Source organism: Pseudomonas sp. LSJ-87, assembly GCF_032971465.1.
In the GTDB taxonomy this organism is placed as follows: domain Bacteria; phylum Pseudomonadota; class Gammaproteobacteria; order Pseudomonadales; family Pseudomonadaceae; genus Aquipseudomonas; species Aquipseudomonas putida_Z.
Genome location: NZ_JAWJYQ010000015.1, coordinates 42036 through 64605, shown reverse-complemented (window position 1 = coordinate 64605; position 22570 = coordinate 42036). Strand labels below are relative to the sequence as shown.

Sequence of the window (22570 nt, the reverse complement as noted above, 5' to 3'; positions counted from 1 at the left end):
GCCGCTGCTCTTCATGACGCGCTCCGTGGCCGCTGGGCGTTCAGGTACTCGCGCAGTTGCTCGATCATCTCGCTTTGGGTGCTCAGTGGCATCAGCAGCACGCGCAGCTTTTGCGCCATCAGCTCCCAGCGCTCGATGCGCGCTTCGGCCTGCTGGCGGTAGGCCTGGCGCAGGTTGGCGTCCAGGGTGTCGAGCTCCAGCTGCGCGCTGCGCTGGGCGAAGCGCAGCAGGCCGGCGGCGGGCAGGGCGTGGTCGAGCGGGTCGGACACCGGCATCAGCAGCAGGTCGCAATGGCGCGAGAGCATGGCCAGGTGCTGCTCCACCTGGGCAGTGAGCGAGCGCTCATCGCAGATCACGATGGCCAGGCTGCCGGGGCGCAGCACTTCGCGGGCGCGGCGCAGGGCCAGGCCCAGGCTGTCGGCCCCGGGCGTGGCCTCGGTGTGCAGCGCCTGGTTGACCTTGGCCAGGCGGTTGAGCAGTTGCAGCAGGCTCTGCTTGCTGCGCCGGGGCTTGATTTCGTGGTGTTCGTTGTCGCCGAACACCAACCCGCCGATGCGGTCGTTGTGGCCCAGCGCGGCCCAGCCGAACAGCGCGGCGGCCTGGGCGGCCAGCACCGACTTGAACATCAGCCCCGAGCCGAAGAACAGCCGTTGGCTCTGCTCGACGAGGATGAAGATGGGCCGTTCGCGCTCTTCGTGGAACAGCTTGGTGTGCGGTTCCTGGGTACGCGCGGTGACCCGCCAGTCGATGTTGCGCACATCGTCGCCGGCTTGGTAAACGCGCACCTGGTCGAAGTCCACGCCGCGCCCGCGCAGCTTGGAGTGGTGCAGGCCCACCAGCGGGCTGCGCTGGCCGGGCCGGGAAAACAGCTGGATTTCGCGCACGCGGTGGCGCATGTCGATCAGCTCGGCAAGGCCGATGCGGATGCCGGGTTCGGCCAGCGACGCGGTGGGCATGGGCTCAGGCAACGGCGACGACGTCGAGGATGCGCTGGACCACGCGGTCCTGGTCGATCCCTGCCGCCTCGGCCTCGAACGAGAGGATGATGCGGTGGCGCAGCACGTCGAACAGCACCGCCTGGATGTCTTCGGGGCTGACGAAATCGCGCCCGGCCAGCCAGGCGTGGGCGCGCGCGCAGCGGTCCAGCGAAATGGAACCACGCGGGCTGGCGCCGTAGGCGATCCAGTCGGCCAGTTCGGCGTCGAACTTGGCTGGGGTGCGGGTGGCCATCACCAGTTGCACCAGGTATTCCTCCACCGCGTCGGCCATGTACAGGCCGAGGATTTCCTTGCGGGCGGCGAAGATCGCCTGCTGGCTGACCCGGCGCTCTGGCTTGGTCTCGCCGCCCAGGGCTTCACCACGGGCCTGCAACAGGATGCGCCGCTCTACCGCAGCGTCGGGGAAGCCGATTTTCACGTGCATCAGGAAGCGGTCGAGCTGGGCTTCGGGCAGCGGGTAGGTGCCTTCCTGCTCGATGGGGTTCTGCGTTGCCATCACCAGGAACAGCGGCGACAGGTCGTAGGTGCTGCGGCCCACGCTGACCTGGCGTTCGGCCATGGCTTCGAGCAGTGCGGACTGCACCTTGGCCGGGGCGCGGTTGATTTCGTCGGCCAGCACCAGGTTGTGGAAGATCGGCCCCTGCTGGAACACGAAGCTGCCGGTTTCCGGGCGGTAGATTTCGGTGCCGGTGATGTCGGCCGGGAGCAGGTCGGGGGTGAACTGAATGCGATGGAACTGCGCCTCGATGCCTTCGGCGAGCTCTTTGATGGCCTTGGTCTTGGCCAGGCCCGGCGCGCCTTCGACCAGCATGTGGCCGTCGGCCAGGAGCACGATCAACAGCCGCTCGACCAGTTTCTCCTGGCCTAGGATCTGGGAAGAAAGAAAGGTGCGCAGCGCGATCAGCGCTTCACGGTGTTCCATCGGTGACGGTTCCTGGTATGGGGCCGCAGGCGGCTGGAAGCAGCTGCCCTGGCAAGGGGTGATACTTTAATCCATCCGGGGGGGTGGCGACCAATGGCGGCAGGGAAATTTATCCTCGCCGGGGGTCATGCAGGTGCGGAAATGTCCTGCATATGGCTGGCCATTGGCTGATGTTCCGCGGCGGTGTGCTGGCGCCTGCTTGTGCTTTTTGTACAAGCAGGAGGCAGGACAATGGGCCTGAACAGCTGTAGCACTGCACGCATCACGCCGGTCACTCTGCGTTTTGGCGTGTTCTTCGATGGCACCGGTAACAACCTGAACAATGTGATGCCGGTGGATGCACCGGTGGGTAAAGGGGGCAGTTATGCCAATGCCTTGAGCAACGTGGCCCTGTTGCATGCGCTGTATCCGGTGCAGGGGGCCAATGCTGACGGGACCATGGCGTTTCTGAAGCGCTATGTCGAGGGCGTGGGCACCCTGGCCGGGGAGGCGGATCATGCCTATGCCTCGGCCACCGGGTGTGGGCGCTGGGGGGCCGAGGCGCGGGTCGCCGAGGCCTTGGCGGGGATTGCCGGGCAGTTGCGGGACTGGGGCCAGGCGCACCCACAGGCAAGCCTTGAGCGGGTCGAGTTCGACCTGTTCGGTTTCAGCCGGGGCGCGGCGGCTGTGAGGCATCTGGCCAACCTGCTGCATGATGGCGGCGGCAGCCTGTTGGCTGTGCCCTGCGGCATCGTCATCAATTTCATCGGCCTGTTCGACACGGTGGCGGCGATCATCGCGCCGCTGCAGGGCGACTTCGACCCCGCCGACGACCGCCATGGTGGCTTGCGCCTGGGCCTGGGTGCGGGCATTGCCCGGCAAATGGTGCAACTGGTGGCGGGGGACGAGCAGCGGCACAACTTCCCGCTGGTGCGCAGCGGCCATGACATCGTGTTGCCGGGCGTGCACTCGAACATTGGCGGTGGTTACCCGGATACCACGCAAGAGCAGGTGCTGCTGTGCAAACCGCATTCTCAGCGGGTGCCGCTGAGAATGCGCGTCGAGCACACGCGTGTGCATGCAACAGTCAGTGCGTTGCTGGCGTCGTCGTTTGGTGAAATGGGCGCGCCCAGGCCGCGTGTGCTGGCCTGGGAGGAGCCGATTGCCGGTGGCCTGCCTAGCGAGGCGCAAAAGCAGGTGTATGCGGCGGTGTACCGCGAGCGGGAAGTGGCGGGGCAGCTTTCCCGGGTGTACCTGAGCATCATGCGTGAGTTGGCGGTGCGGGCGGGTGTGCCGTTTGCGCCGTTGGGCGGGCAGGCTGAGCATCGGTTGCCGGAGGAGTTGCTGGGCATCAGCCGCAAGTTGCACGGGTTTGCCTTGGGTGAGAGTGAGCAGCCTGGGTTGACCGAGGATGAGCTGCGTTTGTTGCGCGACAGGTATGTGCATGCGTCGGCGAACTGGAATGCATTGAAGGGGTTGCGTAACAGTGTGCTGGATGTGCTGTTCGTCGATCGGCCAGGGGCAGCAGGGCGGGTGATGCATGCCAACCCGGTCGCTTGAGTCGTCTGTGGGCGTGGGTTTGCATGGCACCGGCTGCGCCGGTGTTCGCGGGTGAACCCGCTCCCACAGGTCCTGCGTCAACCTGAGAGCGGCGCGATACCTGCGGGAGCGGTCTTGCGGCTGCGATGGGTCAGTCAGCCGCGCCCAGGGCGTCCAGCAGGCCCTTCAGGTAGGCGCTGCCTTGCGCATCCAGCGGCTGCAGGGGCAGGCGTGGAGCGCCGACATCCTGGCCGAGCATCTTCAAGCCGGCCTTGATGGTGGTGGGCAGGCCACGGCGGGTGATGTATTCCAGCAGTTCGTACTGGCGGTAGAACAACGCGCGAGCTTCAGCCAGGTCGCCTTGCTGCACCGCGTCCCACAGCGCCAGGTTCAGCGCCGGGATCAGGTTGGGCGCGGCAGTGCACCAGCCGGTGGCGCCGGCCACCAGGGCTTCCAGGGTGAGCGGGTTGCAACCGTTGTAGAAGGCCACCTGGCCATCGGTGGCCTTGAACAGGCGGTGCATGCGCTGGATGTCTCCGGTGCTTTCCTTGACCATCGTCACATTGGGCACTTCGCCGAGGATGCGCAGGATCAGCTCCACAGACAGGTCGGTGCCGCTGGTGCCCGGGTTGTTGTAGAGCATGATCGGAATGTCGATGGCCGCGCCCACCGCCTTGTAGTGGGCGACCACTTCGGCTTCGTTGAGCTTCCAGTAGGAGATGGGCAGCACCATCACCGCCGTGGCGCCGCAGGCCTGTGCCAGGCGGGCGCGCTGCACGGTGCGTGCGGTGGTCAGGTCGGAGACGCTGACCACGCTGGGCACGCGGCCGGCAATGCGTGCCAGGCTGAAGCGCACCACTGTTTCCCATTCGCTGTCGGACAGGTAGGCGCCTTCGCCGGTGCTGCCCAGCGGTGCGATGGCGTGCACGCCGTCTTCTATCAGGCGGTCGATGGACAGGCCCAGGGCATCCAGGTCGAGCGTGCCGTCTGCCGTGAAGGGAGTGATGGTGTAACCGATAACGCCGCGAATTACAGGTGTAGACATAGCCAGGCACCTCTGCCGTTGTTGGGGAAAGAGTACAACTTCAGTCAGCCCAGGCAGTCGCCATGGGCACGCAAGGCACGGCGCGCGTAATAGCTGAAGGCGGCGCCATGACGTTTGGGGGTGGAGATCCAGTCGTGGGCTTCCTTGCCCAGGGCATCCGGGATGGGGCGGATGTCACCGGCACCCATTGCCAGCAGCTGCATCTTTGCCGCGCGCTCGAACAGCAGGGCGAGCACGCAGGCTTCCTCGATCGAGCGGCCGGCAATCAGCAGGCCATGGTGGGAAAGCAGGATCGCGCGCTTGTCACCGATCGCCCTGGAAATGATTTCACCTTCTTCGTTGCCCACCGGTACGCCGGGCCATTCCTTGAGGAACGCGCAGTCGTCGAACAGCGGGCACAGGTCCATGTGCGAGATGGCCAGTGGCACTTCCAGCATCGACAGGGCGGCGCTGTGCAGCGGGTGAGTGTGGATGATGCAGTTGACGTCGGGGCGTGCGCGGTACAGCCAGCTATGGAAGCGGTTGGCCGGGTTGGCCATGCCGCGGCCTTGCAGCACGGTGAGATCTTCGTCGACCACCAGCAGGTTGGAAGCGGCGATCTCGTCGAAGCCCAGGCCGAGTTGTTGCGTGTAGTAGGTGCCAGGCTGCTCGGCGCGGGCGGTGATCTGCCCGGCCAGGCCGGAATCGTGGCCGCCGTCGAACAGGATGCGGCAGGTGAGGGCGAGTTTTTGTCGAGAGGTATAGGTGTTGTCGGCCAGCGCCGTCAGCATCTGCTGCTGGGCGAGTTTGACGAGTTGGTCCTTGGGGGTCTGCATGGTGGTCGTCATGGGCGGTACCTGCATCGGGAAGGGCGATGAATTGCTGATCGGCGAGGACGCCGTCAGGACACAATCGCGATATTAATGACACAAAGTGTCATATGCAAGCGATGTGTCATCGCCAGCGCCAGTCATCTGAGACTGCGAGGAGGGAGGTATGGCGGGGTTGTCAGAGGTGGTGCAGGCAACGATCGGCAGGCCAGCCCTGGTCACAGGGCTGGCACGTGCCCTTCAAGGCGCGCCGAACAGCATCGTCCAGTAAACGCCGTTATCGCTACGCGAGTTTTCGGCAAAGGCCGCACCCACCTGGGTAAACATCGGGTTCATCAGGTTGGCGCAATGCCCGGGGCTGGCCAGCCAGCCGGCCATCGCCTTGCTCGGTGACCCCTGGCCTGCGGCAATGTTCTCGCCGATCTGCCGCCCACGGTAGCCGGCATCCCATGCCCGATCCGCGGGCAGATCACCGTCGAGGTCGCGGTGCGCGAAGAAATTGTCGTTGGCCATCGCCCGGCTGTGGCGCTGCGCCGCCGTTCCCAGGGCGGTGCTCCAGGTCAACGGGCGTGCAGCGGCAAAGCGCTTGCGACCACACAGGCGCGGCTTCGCCCGTGCAGCGTTTACCTGTGCCAGCAACGCGTTGCTTGCCGATCGCCTATCGCCAAGCTGGGCATCGAGCAGGGGCCGAGCCAGCAGCACCCGCCACTCGTTGCGTGAGCGACTGACGCCGATATCGGCATATTGGCTATCGAGCAGGGCCGTGCAGTAGTCGCTGCGGAGCATGTCAAAGGCCTCCTCGGCATCTCGCGCGCCGACCAGGCGGATGGCCCGCACCTTCACCGCCTGATAACCCGCGGCCTTCAATCCTTCCCGCAAACCCCCGCCGTAGCCGACCGGCAATGCCAGTTTCGGTTTCAGCACAAGTGGCGTCGAGCCCCGGACAATGCGCCGCTCGCAGCGTTGTGGCTGGGTGCGATAGTCGTTGATGGCTGCCACCAGTTGCCTTTCCCCGCTGGCATGGGCGGGGTTGGCGAACAGGGGAAGAAAAGGAATGAAGCAGAGCGAGACAAAGGGGGAGCGACGGACTGCTTGGCGCATGGGGTGAATGGCTCAGGTGAATGACGGCGGCAAGGCCGATTTGAGGGCTCGCCTAAGACTGTGCGCCTCAATACAGGTTCACGTGTACGGGGTACAATTTTTCGCGGTTACTCAACTTGAATGCTGCAACAAGGTAAACCGCAATGACACAAGCTACCGATCAGGCTTTTTACGACCGCGCGGATGCGCATATCGAACTGGCGAACCAGCAGATCGAGAAAATCGAAGACCTGGGCAAGGTCAGTGCCTCACTGACCTTCGGCGCCTCGCGCTTCAATGCCTGGATGAGTGCCCGCAGTTTCAAGACCAGTGCCGAACTGGCTGCCGCGCGGGAGGAGCTGTTGAAGTATTTCTGCGAGCAGTACCGGATGATGCTCGAGGACAACCTGGACGAGCACATCGAGCATTTTGACCGGTATGTGCTGGGCAAAGGCGACTGAACCATGGGGGCGCGAACTCATGGAACTGCACAAGGCTCATTGAGTTAGCAGGGACCCTGTGGGAGCGGCTTTAGCCGCGAACACCGGCGCAGCCGGTGCCATGCACCGCGTTGGATTCTTCGCGGGTAAACCCGCTCCCACAGGGTACGCGGACCGCTTGCGAGTTCAGTCCTCTACCCGCCAGCGCAGCCTTATCGGGTCTTTTTCTCCAGAATCCGCGCCCCGGTACCTTCCTTGCCCAGCACATCCTCGGGGTTGCGCAGCGGGCAATCCTCCAGCGACAGGCAGCCGCAGCCAATGCAGTTGTCCAGGCTGTCGCGCAACGCTTCCAGGGTGCGGATGCGGGCGTTCAGGTCCTCGCGCCAGGCGGTCGACATCTCGCCCCATTGCGCTGCCGTGAGCTTGCTGTTGGGCGCATAGCGGCTGAAGGCCTGCTTGATCTCCTCAAGCGGAATACCGGTGCGCTGCGCCACCTTGATGATGGCCAGCGTACGCAACACCAGTGAAGGATAGCGGCGCTGGTTACCCGCCGTACGGACGCTGGCGATCAGCCCCTTGGTCTCGTAGAAGTGCAGCGCAGAAACCGCCACGCCGCTGCGTTTGGCCACTTCCCCTACCGTTAGCATCCGTGTGTTGTCCGCTGCCATGCCTGTTGACCTCAAGTTAAGTCGAGCTCTTATAGTCCTGCCCGATCTTCCCCGCAACCGCTTTCCCTGATGATCGGAGCACTGCATGAACAAAAGGACGTTACTGGCCTGGGCTGGCGCTGTTGCAGGTGTGCTGGCCGCTGCCTATGCATTGGTCGGCAGTGGCTCGGCGCCGCCGGCTGCGGCGGCATGGCCGGCGACCAAGGTGGCGCTGGCCACGGCCGAGCAGGTGCAGCTGGCACGACAGAACTTTGCCTCGGGGGAGCTGGAGGCGGTCAACCAGGTACAGGTGGCGGCCGAGACGGCGGGGCGCATCACCCGCATCGCCTTCGAGTCGGGGCAATGGGTGAGTGCAGGGCAATTGCTGGTACAGCTGAACGATGCCCCGGAGCAGGCCCAGCGCGTGCAGTTGCGCGCCAGGCTGCGCAATGCCGAAGTGGTGCTGCAGCGCAGCCGCAAGCTGCGCGCGGTGAACGCCGTGTCACAGGAGCTGCTCGACAATGCGGCCACCGCCGTGGACGTGGCCAGCGGTGAGCTGCAGCATGTCGAGGCGCTGATCGCGCAGAAGGCGATACGCGCGCCGTTTGCCGGCAAGCTCGGCATTCGCCGGGTGCATCAGGGCCAGTACCTGAGCGCCGGTGAGACAATCGCCAGCCTGGCCGACATCAGCCAGCTGCACGTCAATTTTTCCCTGGGCGAACAAGCCGCCCCCGAAGTGCACGTGGGGCAACTGCTGGCGCTGACGGTGGATGCGGTGCGCGGGCAGGACTTCCAGGCCCGGGTGGTCGCGGTGGACCCGGTGGTGAGCAAGGCGCGCCTGGTGCAGGTGCAGGCGGCCTTGCCGAACCCGGGCGGGCAGTTGCAGCCGGGCATGTACGCCGGCGTGCGCCTGGATGCCGCGCAGCCGTCAAGCGTGCTGGCCGTGCCGGAAACCGCGATCACCTACACCGCCTACGGGCAGACGGTGTTCGTCGCTACCCGGGACCCGGAACAGGGCACCCGGGTCAGCCGGGTGCAGGTGACTACCGGTGAGCGCTGGCAGGGGCGGGTGGAGATCACCTCAGGCCTGGCGCCCGGTGACCAGGTGGTGGTTTCCGGCCAGTTGAAACTGAGCGACGGCATGCCGGTCGAGCCTGTGGCGCAGGACAGCCTGCAAGCCAGCCAGGGAGGGCGGCAATCGTGAAGTTCACCGACCTCTTTGTCCGCCGCCCGGTGCTGGCGCTGGTGGTCAGCAGCCTGATCATCCTGCTGGGGCTGTTTGCCATGGGCAAGCTGCCGATCCGCCAGTACCCGCTGCTGGAAACCTCCACCATCACCATCAGCACCGAGTACCCGGGCGCCTCTGCCGAGCTGATGCAAGGCTTCGTGACCCAGCCGATCACCCAGGCGGTGTCGTCGGTCGAGGGCATCGACTACCTGTCCTCGTCGTCGCAGCAGGGGCGCAGCCTGATCACCTTGCGCATGGTGCTCAACCGCGATTCGACCCAGGCGCTTGCCGAAACCATGGCCAAGGTCAACCAGGTGCGCTATCGCCTGCCGGAAAAGGCCTACGACCCGGTGGTGGAGCTGTCGGCAGGTGACTCCACGGCGGTGGCCTACGTGGGCTTTGCCAGCGAAACCTTGTCGATACCCGAACTGAGCGATTACCTGTCGCGGGTGGTGGAACCGCAGTTCTCCGGCATCGACGGTGTGGCCAAGGTGCAGTCGTTCGGCGGGCAGCGCCTGGCCATGCGCCTGTGGCTGGACAGCGAGCAGATGGCCGGGCGCGGGGTGACGGCCGCCGACGTGGCACAGGCGGTACGTGCCAACAACTACCAGGCGACGCCGGGGCAGGTGCGTGGGCAGTACGTGCTGGCCGATATCCAGGTGGACACCGACCTGACCCGGGTCGAGGACTTCCGCGAGCTGATCATCCGCAACGATGGCACCGACCTGGTGCGCCTGCGTGATGTCGGCACCGTCGAGCTGAGCGCGGCGGCCACCCAGACCAGCGCCACCATGAACGGCAAGCCCGCCGTGCACCTGGGGCTGTTCCCCACCCCGACCGGCAACCCGCTGGTGATCGTCGAGGGTATTCGCCAGCTGCTGCCGCAGATCCGTCAGACCCTGCCACCCGGGGTGGAGGTGGCGCTGGCCTATGAGACCGCACGCTTCATCGATGCCTCGATCGACGAGGTGCTGCGTACCCTGGTGGAAGCCATGCTGATCGTGGTACTGGTCATCTGGCTGTGCCTGGGTTCGCTACGCAGCGTGGTGATCGCGGTGGTGGCCATCCCGCTGTCGATGCTCGGTGCGGCAGGCCTGATGCTGCTGTTCGGCTTCAGCCTGAACCTGCTGACCTTGCTGGCGATGGTGCTGGCCATCGGCCTGGTGGTGGACGATGCCATCGTGGTGGTGGAGAACGTGCACCGCCATATCGAAGAGGGCAAGTCGCCGGTTGCCGCGGCACTGGCCGGGGCGCGGGAAATCGCCGGGCCGGTGATTGCCATGACCCTGACCCTGGCCGCCGTATACGCGCCGATCGGCTTGATGGGCGGGCTGACCGGCACGCTGTTCCGTGAGTTTGCCCTGACCCTGGCGGGGGCGGTGATCGTTTCCGGCATCGTCGCGCTCACCCTGTCGCCGGTGATGAGCTCGCTGTTGTTGCAACCCGGCCAGCAGCATGGCGCCATGGCCAACATGGCCGACCGCCTGTTCGGCATGCTGACCGGGGCCTATGGGCGAGTACTTGCCTACACCCTGTCGCATCGCTGGATCAGTGGTGATGTGGCGCTTCTGGTGTGCCTGAGCCTGCCTTGGCTGTACCTGCTGCCGCAGCGCGAACTGGCCCCGCCAGAGGACCAGGCGGCGGTGCTGACGGCCATCAAGTCGCCGCAGCATGCCAGCCTGGATTATGTGGAGCGCTTTGCCCTGAAGCTGGACCAGGTGATGAAGTCCCTCGCCGAAACCACCGACACCTGGATCATCAACGGCACCGACGGCCCGGCCGCCAGTTTCGGCGGCATCAACCTCAGCGCCTGGCAGGCCCGCGAGCGTTCCGCCGCGCAGGTGCAGGCGCAGTTGCAGCAGGCCGTGGCGGACATTGAAGGCAGCAGCATCTTCGCCTTTCAGGTGGCCTCGCTGCCGGGCTCCAGCGGTGGTTTGCCGGTGCAGATGGTGTTGCGCAGCGCACAGGACTACCCCGAGCTGTACCAGACCATGGAGGTGATCAAGCAGCGTGCCCGCGACAGCGGCCTGTTCAGTGTCGTGGACAGCGACCTCGACTACAACAACCCGGTGGTCAAGGTGCGCATCGACCGCGCCAAGGCGGCCAGCCTGGGCATCAGCATGCAGGCCATCGGCGAGTCGCTGGGCGTGCTGGTGGGCGAACAGTACCTCAACCGCTTCGCCCTGTTCGGGCGCTCCTACGACGTGATCCCGCAAAGCATCCAGGACCAGCGGCTGACGCCGGCGGCGCTGAACCGCCAGTACGTGCGCGCCGAAAACGGCAGCCTGGTGCCGCTGGCCACGGTGGTGCACCTGGACATCGAAGTGGCGCCCAACCGCTTGCTGCAGTTCGACCAGCAGAACGCCAGTACCCTGCAGGCGATCCCGGCGCCCGGTGTGTCGATGGGTAATGCCGTGGCATTTCTCGAACAGCTTGCCGCCGAACTGCCACCTGGCTTCAGCCATGACTGGCAATCGGAATCGCGCCAGTACGTGCAGGAGGGCTTTGCCCTGATGTGGGCGTTTCTCGCCGCCCTGGTGGTGATCTACCTGGTGCTGGCCGCGCAGTACGAAAGCCTGGTGGACCCGCTGATTATCCTGGTGACCGTGCCGCTGTCGATCTGCGGTGCGCTGCTGCCGCTGGCGCTGGGCTGGGCCACGCTGAACATCTACACGCAGATCGGCCTGGTGACCCTGATCGGCCTGATCAGCAAGCACGGCATCTTGATGGTGGAGTTCGCCAACGAGATCCAGGTGCGTGACAACCTCGACCGTGCCGCCGCCATCGTCCGCGCCGCGCAGATACGCCTGCGGCCGGTGCTGATGACCACGGCTGCGATGACCTTCGGCGTGCTGCCGCTGCTGTTCGCCAGCGGCGCAGGGGCCAACAGCCGCTTTGGCCTGGGGGTGGTGATCGTGTGCGGGATGCTGGTGGGGACCTTGTTTACCCTGTTTGTGCTGCCGACGATCTATGCCTTGCTGGCGCGCGATCATCGGGTGACCACGGTGCGGGGGCAGCAGTTGGCGGAGGCTGAGCGGGTGTTGGGCGTGTGAGGGGGAAACAGGGCCATCGGGGCTGCTGCGCAGCCCATCGCCGGCAAGCCAGCTCCCACCTCGATCGCATTGTCCTCAAGCCATGCGCTATCTCTGTGGGAGCTGGCTTGCCGGCGATGGGCCGCATAGCGGCCCCGATGGCCCGATCAGGACGGCGACCGATCCCGGCGCATCTGGGTAACCAGGGTAAAGCGATCATCCGGGTGCACCGTCTCGGACACCGCCATCAGGTCGCCGTTTTCCTCGCGGTAATGGCGAATGATCTTCAGCCCCGGCGCGCCTGCCTCGGCCTTCAGCACCCGGGCCATTTCCGCGGTCAGCAACACTGCCCGCACCTGCTGGTCGACCACCGCGATCGCCCGGCCATAGTGCTGCTCGATCAGCCCCGCAATCAGTTGGTCGGGGTGCTCGCGGGCCAACTCGATGACCTCGGCATAGTCGCGCTGCGCATACACATCGGTCCAGCACAGCGGCGCCGCGTTGTGCACGCGGTCGACACGGATGCTCGACACGCAGAAGTAGTGCTCGCCCGGTACCAGCCCCAGCCGCGCCGCCTCGCTCAGGTCGGCGACGAAGTGGCGCACGTCCTGGATTTCCCGTTGCTGGGTTTCCGCCAGGTGCGCCAGGTCCGCCACGCTGGCCAGTGACTGCGAGTAGCCACCGCGCGGGCTGCTGGCCTCCACCCGGGTACCCACGCGCTTGCGCCGCGATACCAGCCCTTGGTTGAGCAACTGGTTGATCGCCGCGCGCACAGTGTGTCGGCTCACATCGTACAGGTCGCACAGCTCGAACTCGGTCGGCAGCAGGCTGCCCACCGGGTAGCGGCCGCTGGCGATGCCTTCCATCAAGTCCTTTGCCACGGTGCTATAGCGCGTCGGGTTCATACCTTTGGTCTGTCTCGCGAATTTGTAACAGCGGCGGGGCGCAATGCGGCCCCGGAAATCAAGCCTGTGCGGGCAGGCTCATATGCAGCAAGGGGAATGGCCGGCCTTCGCCATCCAGCGGTGAACGGCCGGTCTGGATAAAACCGTAGTGCCGGTAGAACCCCACCGCCTGCGGGTTCTGCTCGTTGACATCGACGCTCATCACGCTGTGCTTCTGGCGGCCGAAGTCCAGCAGCGCGCGGCCTATGCCCTGGCCATGGCGCTCGGGGGCGACGAAGAGCATTTCCACGTGGTTGCCATTGAAACCGATGAAGCCCAGCGGGCGGTCTTCGGTGTCAACCCCGACCCAGAGCTCGACGGCCAGGAGGTAGACGTCACGCAATTGCGGCAGCAGCGCGTCGATGTCGGACGCTTGCAGAAAGTGGTGCGTGGCGCGCACGGCGCGCAGCCAGATATCGAGCAGTTGCGGGTGGTCTGCAGCGATGCTTTGGCGAATGATCATGGAGTCATGCCTGGGGAGACCGGGAGGAAAAAAGGGTACCCGGATTGTGTGGGGCGGGGCAATGGACGGTGGGGCAGGGCATCAGCTGATGTGTTGCCCGGGCCGGCCCTTTCGCGGGTAAACCCGCTCCCACAAGTACGGCACTGCCCTCGAGCCCGGCGCCGTACCTGTGGGAGCGGCTTTAGCCGCGAACACCGGCGCAGCCGGTGCCATGCACCGCGTTGGATTCTTCGCGGCTAAAGCCGCTCCCACAGGGTACGCGTACCGCTTGCGAATTCAGTTCTCTACGCGGCAGCGCAGCCCAACGTGCTGCCTGAAAAACGGTATTTAGAAACCCGCCTCCAGGCCCAGCAGGTCCTGCACCGTCTGCCTGCGGCGAATCATCCGTAGCGCTCCATCCTCGATCAGGAACTCCGGCAGCAACGGCCGGCTGTTGTAGTTCGACGACATCGACGCGCCATAGGCCCCGGCGTCGTGGATCACCAGCAGGTCACCCACCTGCGCCTGGGGCAGGTCGTGCGGGGTCAGTTCCTGGTCATCCTGGGTAAACACATCACCCGACTCGCACAGCGGCCCGGCCACCACGGTCGGCTGCCGTGGGCGGTCAACCGGCTGGCCGTCGGCGTCGAGCAGGGTCATGCGGTGGTAGGCCCCGTACATCGCCGGGCGCATCAGGTCGTTGAAACCGGCGTCGATCATGACGAAGGTGTTGCGGCCCACCTGCTTCACGGCGCGTACCTCGGCCACCAGGTAGCCCGATTCCGCCACCAGGAAGCGCCCCGGCTCGATCTCCATGCGCACGGGGTGGCCCAACATCGCTTCGATCTCCTTGCGGGCCACGGCCCAGGTCCGGGCGTAGCGTTGCAGGTCGACCGGTGTGTCGCTGCTGCGGTACGGGGTGGAAAGGCCGCCGCCAATCGAGAATGCCTCGATGTCCACGCCCAGGCGGCCGATCAGCTCGATCATCGAGCGCGCCACTTGCTCCAGATGCTGGTAGTCCACCCCCGAGCCGATGTGCATGTGCACCCCTACCAGGTGCAGGCCATGGGTTTTCACGCAGGCCAGCGCTTCACCCAGCTCTTCGTGCCAGATACCGTGCTTGCTGTTCTCGCCGCCGGTGTTGGTCTTGCGGCTGTGGCCATGGCCGAAGCCGGGGTTGATGCGGATCCACACGCGGTGGCCGGGCGAGCGTTCACCCAGTTGGCGCAGCATGTCGATGGAACCGGCGTTGACTTCGATCTTGGAGGCCACCACCCGCTCCAGGGTCGGCCGGTCCAGCGCGTCGCAGGTCAGCACCACGCCGGCAGGGTCGCCATCCACGCTGGCGCCCGCGGCAAAGGCCCGTTCCATTTCGCCCAGCGACACTGCGTCCAGCACCAGGCCGTGGGCGCGCATCAGGCGCAGCACATGCAGGTTGGGGTTGGCCTTCTGGGCGAAGCGCACGGTGTCGAACACCTTCAGCTGTTCGACACGCTCGGCTATGGTGCCGGCGTCATAGGCCCACAGCGGCGAGCCGTGCTGGCGGACAGCCTCGGCCAGAAGAGTGAAGGGTGCAGTCATGGCGGCGCTACTCATATAAGGAAGGCCACGAGGATGAGCCAAAGCAGGAATTCAGAAAAATAGCTATTTTTCTGTCAGCCATTCATATCTGATATGACCATTGCCGACTTGCCAGGTGTTGCCCGTGAAACTGTCCGTCCGCCATATCGAAGTGTTCCGCGCCATCATGGCCGCGGGCAGCGTCACCGGTGCGGCGCGCCTGCTGCTTACCTCGCAGCCCACCGTCAGCCGTGAGCTGGCGCGGCTGGAGCAGGTAACCGGGCTGAACCTGTTCGAGCGCGAAGGTGGCCGCCTGGTGGCGACGGCCCAGGCGCTGCTGTTGATCGAGGAGGTTGAACGGGCCTACGTAGGGCTGGAGCGCATCGACCGCTTTGCCCAGGCCATCCGCAATTTCGAGCAGGGCCGGCTGGCCATTACCTGCCTGCCGCTGTTTTCCCAGACCTTGCTGCCCAAGGCTTGCCAGCGTTTTCACCAGCAGCACCGGGGCGTGAGCGTGAGTATCCTGGCGCAGGAGTCGCCGTTGCTGGAGGAGTCGCTGGTTGCCCAGCAGCATGACCTGGGCCTGACCGAGGTAGAACAGATACCGCGTGGCGCCTACGGCGAATTACTGTTCAGCGCCAACATGGTGTGCGTGCTGCCCGACGGGCACCCGTTGCAGGCCAGGGCCGAGCTGGAGCTGAGCGACTTCCACGAGGTCGACTTCATCAACCTGGCCAGCCTGGACACCTACCGGCAGCGCCTGGACCAGCACTTTCGCGCGGCAGGGGTGAACCGCCGCACGGTTATCGAGACCACCAGTGCTGCCTCGGTGTGCGCCATGGTCAGGCAGGGCCTGGGGGTGGCGATCATCAACCCGCTGAGCGGGCTGGAGGCGGCGCAGGGCGGGTTGCCGATCCGGCGGTTGCGGGTGTCGGTGCCGTACCAGGTGATGCTGATCAGGCCGGACCACCGGCCAGCGTCGGCGGCGGTGGAGCCGTTTTGCCAGGCGTTGCGGCAACAGGCCCAAGAGATGCAAGCGGCACTGATCTGAAGCCTGGCGCGCTCCAAGGGGACGCTCAAAATTCGCACCCTTGTGCTGGTTGTACCGGCCTCATCGCCGGCAAGCCAGCTCCCACAGGTACGGTACATGGCTCGAGGCCGGTGCGGTCGGGGTGGGAGCTGGCTTGCCGGCGATGAGGCCGGTACAACCAGCAGAAGACAGGGCGTCTGTGAAGGCTGCGGCTCAGAGTTCGCAGACGAAGGTGCCGGTCCCGGCCAGGATGTTCTCCAGGGTTTCCTTCACTTCATCCATGTCACTCAACTCGCTGGTCAGGTTGATCTCCAGCACTTCATCCCCCTTCAGCGCATCCCGGTCGCCGGCCGCCACTTCGATCAGCAGGCGCTTGGCGCTCAGGGTCACTTTCAGGCCATCCAGCGTCGACGGCTCGTCATCCAGGGTCAGGTCGACGGTGTCTTCGTCCGGGTAGCGGGTCAGCAGGAACATCTGACCCTTGTCGCTGTGGCAGCACAGGGTCGCCATGTTGTCTTCCTCGTCATCGCAAGGGGTGGCGAACAGCAGGGCAGTATTGATTTGCATGGACAAGGCTCGGATCAAAGGAAACGGAAGGGAATTCTGACAGTCTTGCCGACAGGCATAAACGTAAAGTTACCCCCCCTTGACCGAAATTGTCGCAGCGCTGCAAGCCTTGATGACCGATCAGTCGTTAAGCTTCGGCGAGCCCTGGGCGTGCCTGCGCACGTTCAACGCCTGGTTTTACCGTCCGCCTTGCCACGGGTTGGCTATCGTTGATCCGTACACGGCGCACGCAGCGACGCTTCAATTATTACAAAGCCCAAGCGGAGTACCACAGATGGCGTTCTTCACCGCAGCCAGCAAAGCCGACTTCCAGCATCAACTGCAAGCGGCCCTGGCGCAGCACATCAGCGAACAGTCCCTGCCACAAGTCGCGCTGTTCGCCGAGCAGTTCTTCGGCATCATCTCTCTGGACGAACTCACCCAACGCAGGCTTTCCGACCTGGCCGGCTGCACCCTGTCAGCCTGGCGCATCATCGAGCGTTTCGACCCCGAATACCCGCAAGTACGGGTGTACAACCCCGACTACGAACGCAATGGCTGGCAATCGACCCACAGCGTGGTCGAAGTGCTGCACCACGACCTGCCGTTCCTGGTCGACTCGGTACGCACCGAGCTCAACCGCCGCGGCTACAGCATCCACACCTTGCAGACCACCGTGCTCAGCGTGCGCCGCGGCGCCAAGGGCGAGCTGCTTGAACTGCTGCCCAAGGGCACCCAGGGCGAGGGCGTACGCCATGAGTCGCTGATGTACCTGGAGATCGACCGTTGCGCCAACGCCGCCGAGTTGACGGTGCTGGCCCGCGAGATCGAGCAGGTGCTGGCCGAGGTGCGGGTGGTGGTGGCCGACTTCGAACCGATGAAGGCCAAGCTGCGTGAAGTGGTGGCGGAGGTGGAGCAGACCGCCTTTGGCCCGGCGCAGCACGAAAAGGGCGAGGTGAAGGCTTTTCTCGAGTGGCTGCTGGACAACCACTTCACCTTCCTGGGCTATGAAGAATTCACCGTCAAGGGCGACGCCGATGGCGGCCAGATGGTCTACGACGAGCAGTCGTTCCTCGGCCTGCCGCGCCGCCTGCGCGTGGGCCTGACGAGCGACGAGCTGCGCATCGAAGACTATGCCGTGGCCTACCTCAACGAACCGTTGCTGCTGTCGTTCGCCAAGGCCGCGCTGCCAAGCCGCGTACACCGCCCGGCCTACCCGGACTACGTGTCGATCCGCCAGCTGGACGCCGATGGCAAGGTGATCAAGGAACACCGCTTCATGGGCCTGTACACCTCGTCGGTATACGGCGAAAGCGTGCATGCCATCCCTTATATCCGCCAGAAGGTCACCGAAGTCGAGCGCCGCTCGGGCTTCGATCCCAAGGCCCACCTGGGCAAGGAACTGGCCCAGGTGCTGGAAGTGCTGCCGCGCGACGACCTGTTCCAGACCCCGGTCGACGAGCTGTTCAGCACCGTCATGTCGATCGTGCAGATCCAGGAACGCAACAAGATCCGCGTGTTCCTGCGCAAGGACCCGTACGGCCGCTTCTGCTACTGCCTGGCCTATGTACCGCGGGAAATCTACTCCACCGAAGTGCGGCAGAAGATCCAGCAGGTGCTGATGGAGCGCCTGAAGGCCAGCGACTGCGAGTTCTGGACCTTCTTCTCCGAATCGGTGCTGGCCCGTGTGCAGCTGATTTTGCGGGTAGACCCGAAAAACCGCATCGACATCGACCCGCAGCAGCTGGAACGCGAAGTGATCCAGGCCTGCCGCTCGTGGCATGACGACTACTCAGCGCTGGTGATCGAGAACTTCGGCGAAGCCCAGGGCACCAACATCCTCGCTGACTTCCCCAAAGGTTTCCCGGCTGGCTACCGCGAGCGCTTCGCCGCGCACTCGGCGGTGGTCGACCTGCAGCATGTGCTGAACCTGTCGGAAAGCAAGCCGCTGGCGATGAGCTTCTACCAGCCGCTGACCCAGGTCGGCGAGCGCACCCTGCACTGCAAGCTGTACCACGCCGACACGCCACTGGCGCTGTCCGACGTGCTGCCGATCCTGGAGAACCTTGGCCTGCGCGTGCTCGGCGAGTTCCCGTACCGCCTGCGCCATGCCAGTGGCCGCGGCTACTGGATCCACGACTTCGCCTTCACCTACAGCGAAGGCCTGAGCCTGGACATCCAACAGCTCAACGACACCCTGCAGGATGCCTTCATCCACATCGTCCGCGGCGATGCCGAGAACGACGCCTTCAACCGCCTGGTGCTGACCGCCGGCCTGCCATGGCGCGACGTGGCGCTGCTGCGCGCCTACGCCCGTTACCTGAAGCAGATTCGCCTGGGCTTCGACCTGGGCTACATCGCCAGCACCCTGAACAACCACACCGACATCGCCCGCGAGCTGACCCGGTTGTTCAAGACCCGCTTCTACCTGGCGCGCAAGCTCACCCAGGAAGACCTGGATGACAAGCAACTGCGCCTGGAGCAAGCCATCCTGACCGCGCTGGACGACGTGCAGGTGCTCAACGAAGACCGCATCCTGCGTCGCTACCTGGACCTGATCAAGGCCACCCTGCGCACCAACTTCTACCAGCCGGACGCCAACGGCCACAACAAGTCGTACTTCAGCTTCAAGTTCAACCCCAAGCTGATCCCCGAACTGCCTAAACCAGTGCCCAAGTTCGAGATCTTCGTCTACTCGCCACGGGTCGAAGGCGTGCACCTGCGCTTTGGCAACGTCGCCCGCGGCGGCCTGCGCTGGTCCGACCGCGAGGAAGACTTCCGCACCGAGGTGCTGGGCCTGGTGAAAGCCCAGCAGGTGAAGAACTCGGTCATCGTGCCGGTCGGTGCCAAGGGCGGCTTCCTGCCGCGCCGCCTGCCGCTGGGCGGCAGCCGTGACGAGATCGCCGCCGAAGGCGTGGCGTGCTACCGCATCTTCATTTCCGGCCTGCTCGACATCACCGACAACCTCAAGGACGGTGGCGTGGTACCGCCGGCCAACGTGGTGCGCCATGACGATGACGACCCGTACCTGGTGGTGGCGGCCGACAAGGGCACCGCGACCTTCTCGGACATCGCCAACGGCATCGCCATCGACTACGGCTTCTGGCTGGGCGACGCCTTCGCCTCGGGCGGCTCGGCCGGTTACGACCACAAGAAGATGGGTATTACCGCGCGCGGCGCCTGGGTGGGCGTGCAGCGCCACTTCCGCGAGCGCGGCATCAATGTGCAGGAAGACCCGATCACCGTCATTGGCGTCGGCGACATGGCCGGCGACGTGTTCGGCAACGGCCTGCTGATGTCCGACAAGCTGCAACTGGTGGCGGCGTTCAACCACCTGCACATCTTCATCGACCCGAACCCGGAGCCAGCCGCAAGCTTTGCCGAACGCAAGCGCCTGTTCGACCTGCCGCGCTCGGCCTGGAGCGACTACGACACCAGCATCATGTCCGAAGGCGGCGGGATCTTCCCGCGCAGTGCCAAGAGCATCGCCATCAGCCCGCAGATGAAAGAGCGCTTCGCCATCGAAGCCGACCGCCTGACCCCGACCGAGCTGCTCAATGCGCTGCTCAAGGCACCGGTAGACCTGCTGTGGAACGGTGGCATCGGTACCTACGTCAAGGCCAGCACCGAGAGCCACGCCGACGTCGGTGACAAGGCCAACGACGCGCTGCGGGTCAATGGCAACGAACTGCGCTGCAAGGTGGTGGGCGAGGGCGGCAACCTGGGCATGACCCAGCTTGGCCGGGTCGAGTTCGGCCTGCATGGCGGCGCCACCAACACCGACTTCATCGACAACGCCGGCGGCGTGGACTGCTCCGACCACGAGGTCAACATCAAGATCCTGCTCAACGAAGTGGTGCAGGGTGGCGACATGACCGAGAAGCAGCGCAACCAGTTGCTGGGCAGCATGACCGACGAAGTGGCCGGCCTGGTGCTGGGCAACAACTACAAGCAGACCCAGGCGTTGTCGCTGGCGGCCCGCCGCGCCCGCGAGCGGATTGCCGAGTACAAACGCCTGATGGCCGACCTGGAGGCCCGAGGCAAGCTGGATCGCGCCATCGAGTTCCTGCCGTCCGAAGAGCAGTTGGCCGAGCGCCTGGCCGCCGGCCAGGGCCTGACCCGCGCCGAGCTTTCGGTGCTGATCTCGTACAGCAAGATCGACCTCAAGGAACAGCTGCTCAAGTCGCTGGTGCCGGACGACGACTACCTGACCCGCGACATGGAAACCGCCTTCCCGCCGTCGCTGGTCAGCAAATTCGCCGAATCCATGCGCCGCCACCGCCTGAAGCGCGAAATCGTCAGCACCCAGATCGCCAACGACCTGGTCAACAACATGGGCATCACCTTCGTCCAGCGCCTGAAGGAGTCGACCGGCATGAGCCCGGCCAACGTGGCCGGGGCCTATGTGATCGTGCGCGACATCTTCCATCTGCCGCACTGGTTCCGCCAGATCGAGGCACTGGACTACCAGGTGCCGGCGGAGATTCAGCTGACCCTGATGGACGAGCTGATGCGCCTGGGCCGCCGTGCCACCCGCTGGTTCCTGCGCAGCCGCCGCAACGAGCAGGACGCCGGGCGCGACACCGCGCACTTCGGGCCGAAGATCGCGCAACTGGGGCTCAAGCTCGACGAGTTGCTCGAAGGCCCGACCCGCGAGCGCTGGATGGTGCGCTACCAGGGCTTCGTCGAGGCTGGTGTGCCGGAGTTGCTGGCGCGCATGGTGGCTGGCACTACCCACCTGTACACCCTGTTGCCGATCATCGAGGCCTCGGATGTTACCGGCCATGACCCGGCGCAGGTGGCCAAGGCGTTCTTCGCCGTGGGCAGCGCACTGGACCTGACCTGGTACCTGCAGGAAATCAGCAACCTGCCGGTGGAGAACAACTGGCAGGCGCTGGCCCGTGAGGCGTTCCGCGACGACATCGACCTGCAGCAGCGGGCGATCACCATCTCGGTACTGCAGATGGCCGATGCACCGGAAGACATGGACGCCCGCGTGGCGCTGTGGGCCGAGCAGCACCGGGTGATGGTGGAGCGCTGGCGCGCCATGCTGGATGACCTGCGCAATGCCACCGGTACCGACTATGCGATGTACGCGGTGGCCAACCGCGAGCTGGTCGACCTGGCCATGAGCGGGCAGGCGGCGGTGGTGCCGTCCTGAGCCATGAGCTGAAATGAAAAGCCCCGGCAGTGATGCCGGGGCTTTTTTATTCCTGTGCTGGCCCTTTCGCGGGTGAACCCGCTCCCACAGGGATATCACAAGACTTGAGTGCAGTGAGGTCCCTGTGGGAGCGGGCGTGCCCGCGAAGAGGCCGGTACAAGCTTACTTGAACCTGCGCTCCACCCCTTTCTCCACCAGAATCTTCGCCGAAATCTCCTCCCACAGGGATGTCACAAGACTTGAGTGTAGTGAGGTCCCTGTGGGAGCGGGTTTACCCGCGAAGAGGCCGGTACAGGCTTACTTGTACCTGCGCTCCACCCCTTTCTCCACGAGAATCTTCGCCGAAATCTCCTCCACCGAAAAATGCGTGGAATTGATGTTGGGAATGTTCTCCCGGCGGAACAGGTTTTCCACCTCGCGCACTTCGAACTCGCACTGGGCAAAGCTGGAATAGCGGCTGTTGGGCTTGCGCTCGTGGCGGATGGCGGTGAGGCGGTCGGGGTCGATGGTCAGGCCGAACAGCTTGTTGTGGTGCTTTTTCAGCACCGCCGGCAGCTGCAGGCGCTCCATGTCGTCCTCGGTCAGCGGGTAGTTGGCGGCGCGGATGCCGAATTGCATGGCCATGTACAGGCAGGTGGGGGTCTTGCCGCAGCGCGATACGCCTACCAGGATCAGGTCGGCCTTGTCGTAGTAGTGGGTGCGTGCGCCATCGTCGTTGTCCAGGGCGAAATTCACCGCCTCGATGCGTTCCATGTAGTTGGAATTGCCGCCGATCGAGTGCGACTTGCCGACGGAATACGACGAATGGGCAGTCAATTCTTGTTCAAGCGGGGACAAAAACGAAGAAAAGATGTCGATCATGAAGCCATTCGAGGTAGCCAGGATCTCACGGATGTCCTGATTGACGATGGTGTCGAAGATGATCGGGCGTACACCATCACGCTCGGCCGCGGCGTTGATCTGCTGGACCATGGTCCGCGCCTTTTCCGGCGAATCGATGTAGGGACGGGTGAATTTATTGAACGGAATGCTCTCGAATTGAGCGAGCAGACTCTGGCCCAGGGTTTCGGCGGTAATGCCGGTGCCGTCGGAGATGAAGAACGCGGTTCGTTTCATTTGCGATCTGGGCCTTAAGCTGATGACGTTTCTTGGATATGATAAGTTCGGT

The 22570-nt window shown here is 64.9% G+C and carries 17 protein-coding genes; 6 read left to right on the top strand and 11 right to left on the bottom strand.

Going from position 1 to position 22570, the window contains the following annotated elements; translation table 11 throughout:
* Positions 1 to 11: 11 nt before the first annotated feature.
* Together RYH74_RS10370 and RYH74_RS10365 are read right to left on the bottom strand one after the other, a co-directional pair.
* Positions 12 to 956: a DUF58 domain-containing protein gene (locus tag RYH74_RS10370; RefSeq protein WP_041506176.1), complete on the bottom strand. Its 945-nt coding sequence runs from the start codon at positions 954 to 956 to the stop codon at positions 12 to 14.
* A gap of 4 nt (positions 957 to 960) precedes the next feature.
* Positions 961 to 1920 carry an AAA family ATPase gene (locus RYH74_RS10365; RefSeq protein ID WP_013971644.1) on the bottom strand — a complete coding sequence of 320 codons (960 nt, stop codon included), beginning with the start codon at positions 1918 to 1920 and terminating at the stop codon, positions 961 to 963.
* 231 nt (positions 1921 to 2151) lie between these two features.
* Between RYH74_RS10365 and RYH74_RS10360 the strand changes: the two genes are divergently transcribed.
* On the top strand, positions 2152 to 3459 hold the full coding sequence (locus RYH74_RS10360; protein ID WP_317409354.1) for a DUF2235 domain-containing protein: 1308 nt from the start codon (positions 2152 to 2154) through the stop codon (positions 3457 to 3459).
* 130 nt (positions 3460 to 3589) lie between these two features.
* On the opposite strand, the gene RYH74_RS10355 is transcribed toward RYH74_RS10360, so the two are convergent.
* From RYH74_RS10355 to RYH74_RS10345, 3 genes are all read right to left on the bottom strand, one after another.
* On the bottom strand, positions 3590 to 4483 hold the full coding sequence (locus RYH74_RS10355; protein WP_317409353.1) for a dihydrodipicolinate synthase family protein: 894 nt from the start codon (positions 4481 to 4483) through the stop codon (positions 3590 to 3592).
* Between the two features lie 44 nt (positions 4484 to 4527).
* Positions 4528 to 5310 carry an aldolase gene (locus RYH74_RS10350; RefSeq protein WP_085617164.1) on the bottom strand — a complete coding sequence of 261 codons (783 nt, stop codon included), beginning with the start codon at positions 5308 to 5310 and terminating at the stop codon, positions 4528 to 4530.
* A gap of 222 nt (positions 5311 to 5532) precedes the next feature.
* On the bottom strand, positions 5533 to 6393 hold the full coding sequence (locus tag RYH74_RS10345) for a CAP domain-containing protein (protein WP_317409352.1): 861 nt from the start codon (positions 6391 to 6393) through the stop codon (positions 5533 to 5535).
* A gap of 143 nt (positions 6394 to 6536) precedes the next feature.
* Here RYH74_RS10345 and RYH74_RS10340 point away from each other — a divergent pair, with 143 nt between their 5' ends.
* Positions 6537 to 6833 carry a DUF3144 domain-containing protein gene (locus RYH74_RS10340; protein WP_015269483.1) on the top strand — a complete coding sequence of 99 codons (297 nt, stop codon included), beginning with the start codon at positions 6537 to 6539 and terminating at the stop codon, positions 6831 to 6833.
* Between the two features lie 191 nt (positions 6834 to 7024).
* Here RYH74_RS10340 and soxR read toward each other — a convergent pair whose 3' ends face one another.
* Positions 7025 to 7480 carry a redox-sensitive transcriptional activator SoxR gene (soxR, locus tag RYH74_RS10335; protein WP_085589276.1) on the bottom strand — a complete coding sequence of 152 codons (456 nt, stop codon included), beginning with the start codon at positions 7478 to 7480 and terminating at the stop codon, positions 7025 to 7027.
* An 85-nt stretch (positions 7481 to 7565) separates the two neighbouring features.
* On the opposite strand from soxR, the gene RYH74_RS10330 reads away from it, so the two are divergent.
* Positions 7566 to 8663 carry an efflux RND transporter periplasmic adaptor subunit gene (locus RYH74_RS10330; protein WP_317409351.1) on the top strand — a complete coding sequence of 366 codons (1098 nt, stop codon included), beginning with the start codon at positions 7566 to 7568 and terminating at the stop codon, positions 8661 to 8663.
* Entirely contained in the window at positions 8660 to 11740 is a 3081-nt protein-coding gene (locus RYH74_RS10325) for a MexW/MexI family multidrug efflux RND transporter permease subunit (protein ID WP_317409350.1), read from the top strand. Before RYH74_RS10330 ends, RYH74_RS10325 begins: the two co-directional genes overlap by 4 nt.
* 146 nt (positions 11741 to 11886) lie before the next feature.
* Here the strand turns inward: RYH74_RS10325 and RYH74_RS10320 are convergent, their stop codons facing one another.
* The 3 genes from RYH74_RS10320 to lysA form a co-directional block, all read right to left on the bottom strand.
* Positions 11887 to 12624 (bottom strand): GntR family transcriptional regulator, encoded by a 738-nt coding sequence (locus RYH74_RS10320; RefSeq protein WP_286101338.1) that lies wholly within the window; start codon positions 12622 to 12624, stop codon positions 11887 to 11889.
* 58 nt (positions 12625 to 12682) lie between these two features.
* Complete coding sequence (locus RYH74_RS10315) at positions 12683 to 13126, bottom strand: acetyltransferase (RefSeq protein ID WP_084785091.1); 444 nt, start codon at positions 13124 to 13126, stop codon at positions 12683 to 12685.
* A gap of 327 nt (positions 13127 to 13453) precedes the next feature.
* On the bottom strand, positions 13454 to 14686 hold the full coding sequence (gene lysA, locus RYH74_RS10310) for a diaminopimelate decarboxylase (RefSeq protein WP_274120139.1): 1233 nt from the start codon (positions 14684 to 14686) through the stop codon (positions 13454 to 13456).
* A 124-nt stretch (positions 14687 to 14810) separates the two neighbouring features.
* Between lysA and RYH74_RS10305 the strand changes: the two genes are divergently transcribed.
* Positions 14811 to 15716 carry a LysR family transcriptional regulator gene (locus RYH74_RS10305; RefSeq protein WP_317409349.1) on the top strand — a complete coding sequence of 302 codons (906 nt, stop codon included), beginning with the start codon at positions 14811 to 14813 and terminating at the stop codon, positions 15714 to 15716.
* A gap of 192 nt (positions 15717 to 15908) precedes the next feature.
* Here RYH74_RS10305 and RYH74_RS10300 read toward each other — a convergent pair whose 3' ends face one another.
* On the bottom strand, positions 15909 to 16262 hold the full coding sequence (locus RYH74_RS10300) for a hypothetical protein (protein ID WP_013971664.1): 354 nt from the start codon (positions 16260 to 16262) through the stop codon (positions 15909 to 15911).
* A gap of 274 nt (positions 16263 to 16536) precedes the next feature.
* Between RYH74_RS10300 and RYH74_RS10295 the strand changes: the two genes are divergently transcribed.
* Positions 16537 to 21402 carry an NAD-glutamate dehydrogenase gene (locus RYH74_RS10295; protein ID WP_085589292.1) on the top strand — a complete coding sequence of 1622 codons (4866 nt, stop codon included), beginning with the start codon at positions 16537 to 16539 and terminating at the stop codon, positions 21400 to 21402.
* A 297-nt stretch (positions 21403 to 21699) separates the two neighbouring features.
* Here the strand turns inward: RYH74_RS10295 and RYH74_RS10290 are convergent, their stop codons facing one another.
* Complete coding sequence (locus RYH74_RS10290; protein ID WP_317409348.1) at positions 21700 to 22518, bottom strand: pyruvate, water dikinase regulatory protein; 819 nt, start codon at positions 22516 to 22518, stop codon at positions 21700 to 21702.
* Positions 22519 to 22570 lie beyond the last annotated feature (52 nt).

Excerpts from the sequence above, each read along its gene's own strand:
- RYH74_RS10370 (WP_041506176.1), bottom strand. The coding sequence starts at position 956 with ATGCCCACCGCGTCGCTGGCCGAACCCGGCATCCGCATCGGCCTTGCC.
- RYH74_RS10365 (WP_013971644.1), bottom strand. The coding sequence starts at position 1,920 with ATGGAACACCGTGAAGCGCTGATCGCGCTGCGCACCTTTCTTTCTTCC.
- RYH74_RS10360 (WP_317409354.1), top strand. The coding sequence starts at position 2,152 with ATGGGCCTGAACAGCTGTAGCACTGCACGCATCACGCCGGTCACTCTG.
- RYH74_RS10355 (WP_317409353.1), bottom strand. The coding sequence starts at position 4,483 with ATGTCTACACCTGTAATTCGCGGCGTTATCGGTTACACCATCACTCCC.
- RYH74_RS10350 (WP_085617164.1), bottom strand. The coding sequence starts at position 5,310 with ATGACGACCACCATGCAGACCCCCAAGGACCAACTCGTCAAACTCGCC.
- RYH74_RS10345 (WP_317409352.1), bottom strand. The coding sequence starts at position 6,393 with ATGCGCCAAGCAGTCCGTCGCTCCCCCTTTGTCTCGCTCTGCTTCATT.
- RYH74_RS10340 (WP_015269483.1), top strand. The coding sequence starts at position 6,537 with ATGACACAAGCTACCGATCAGGCTTTTTACGACCGCGCGGATGCGCAT.
- soxR (WP_085589276.1), bottom strand. The coding sequence starts at position 7,480 with ATGGCAGCGGACAACACACGGATGCTAACGGTAGGGGAAGTGGCCAAA.
- RYH74_RS10330 (WP_317409351.1), top strand. The coding sequence starts at position 7,566 with ATGAACAAAAGGACGTTACTGGCCTGGGCTGGCGCTGTTGCAGGTGTG.
- RYH74_RS10320 (WP_286101338.1), bottom strand. The coding sequence starts at position 12,624 with ATGAACCCGACGCGCTATAGCACCGTGGCAAAGGACTTGATGGAAGGC.
- RYH74_RS10315 (WP_084785091.1), bottom strand. The coding sequence starts at position 13,126 with ATGATCATTCGCCAAAGCATCGCTGCAGACCACCCGCAACTGCTCGAT.
- lysA (WP_274120139.1), bottom strand. The coding sequence starts at position 14,686 with ATGACTGCACCCTTCACTCTTCTGGCCGAGGCTGTCCGCCAGCACGGC.
- RYH74_RS10300 (WP_013971664.1), bottom strand. The coding sequence starts at position 16,262 with ATGCAAATCAATACTGCCCTGCTGTTCGCCACCCCTTGCGATGACGAG.
- RYH74_RS10295 (WP_085589292.1), top strand. The coding sequence starts at position 16,537 with ATGGCGTTCTTCACCGCAGCCAGCAAAGCCGACTTCCAGCATCAACTG.
- RYH74_RS10290 (WP_317409348.1), bottom strand. The coding sequence starts at position 22,518 with ATGAAACGAACCGCGTTCTTCATCTCCGACGGCACCGGCATTACCGCC.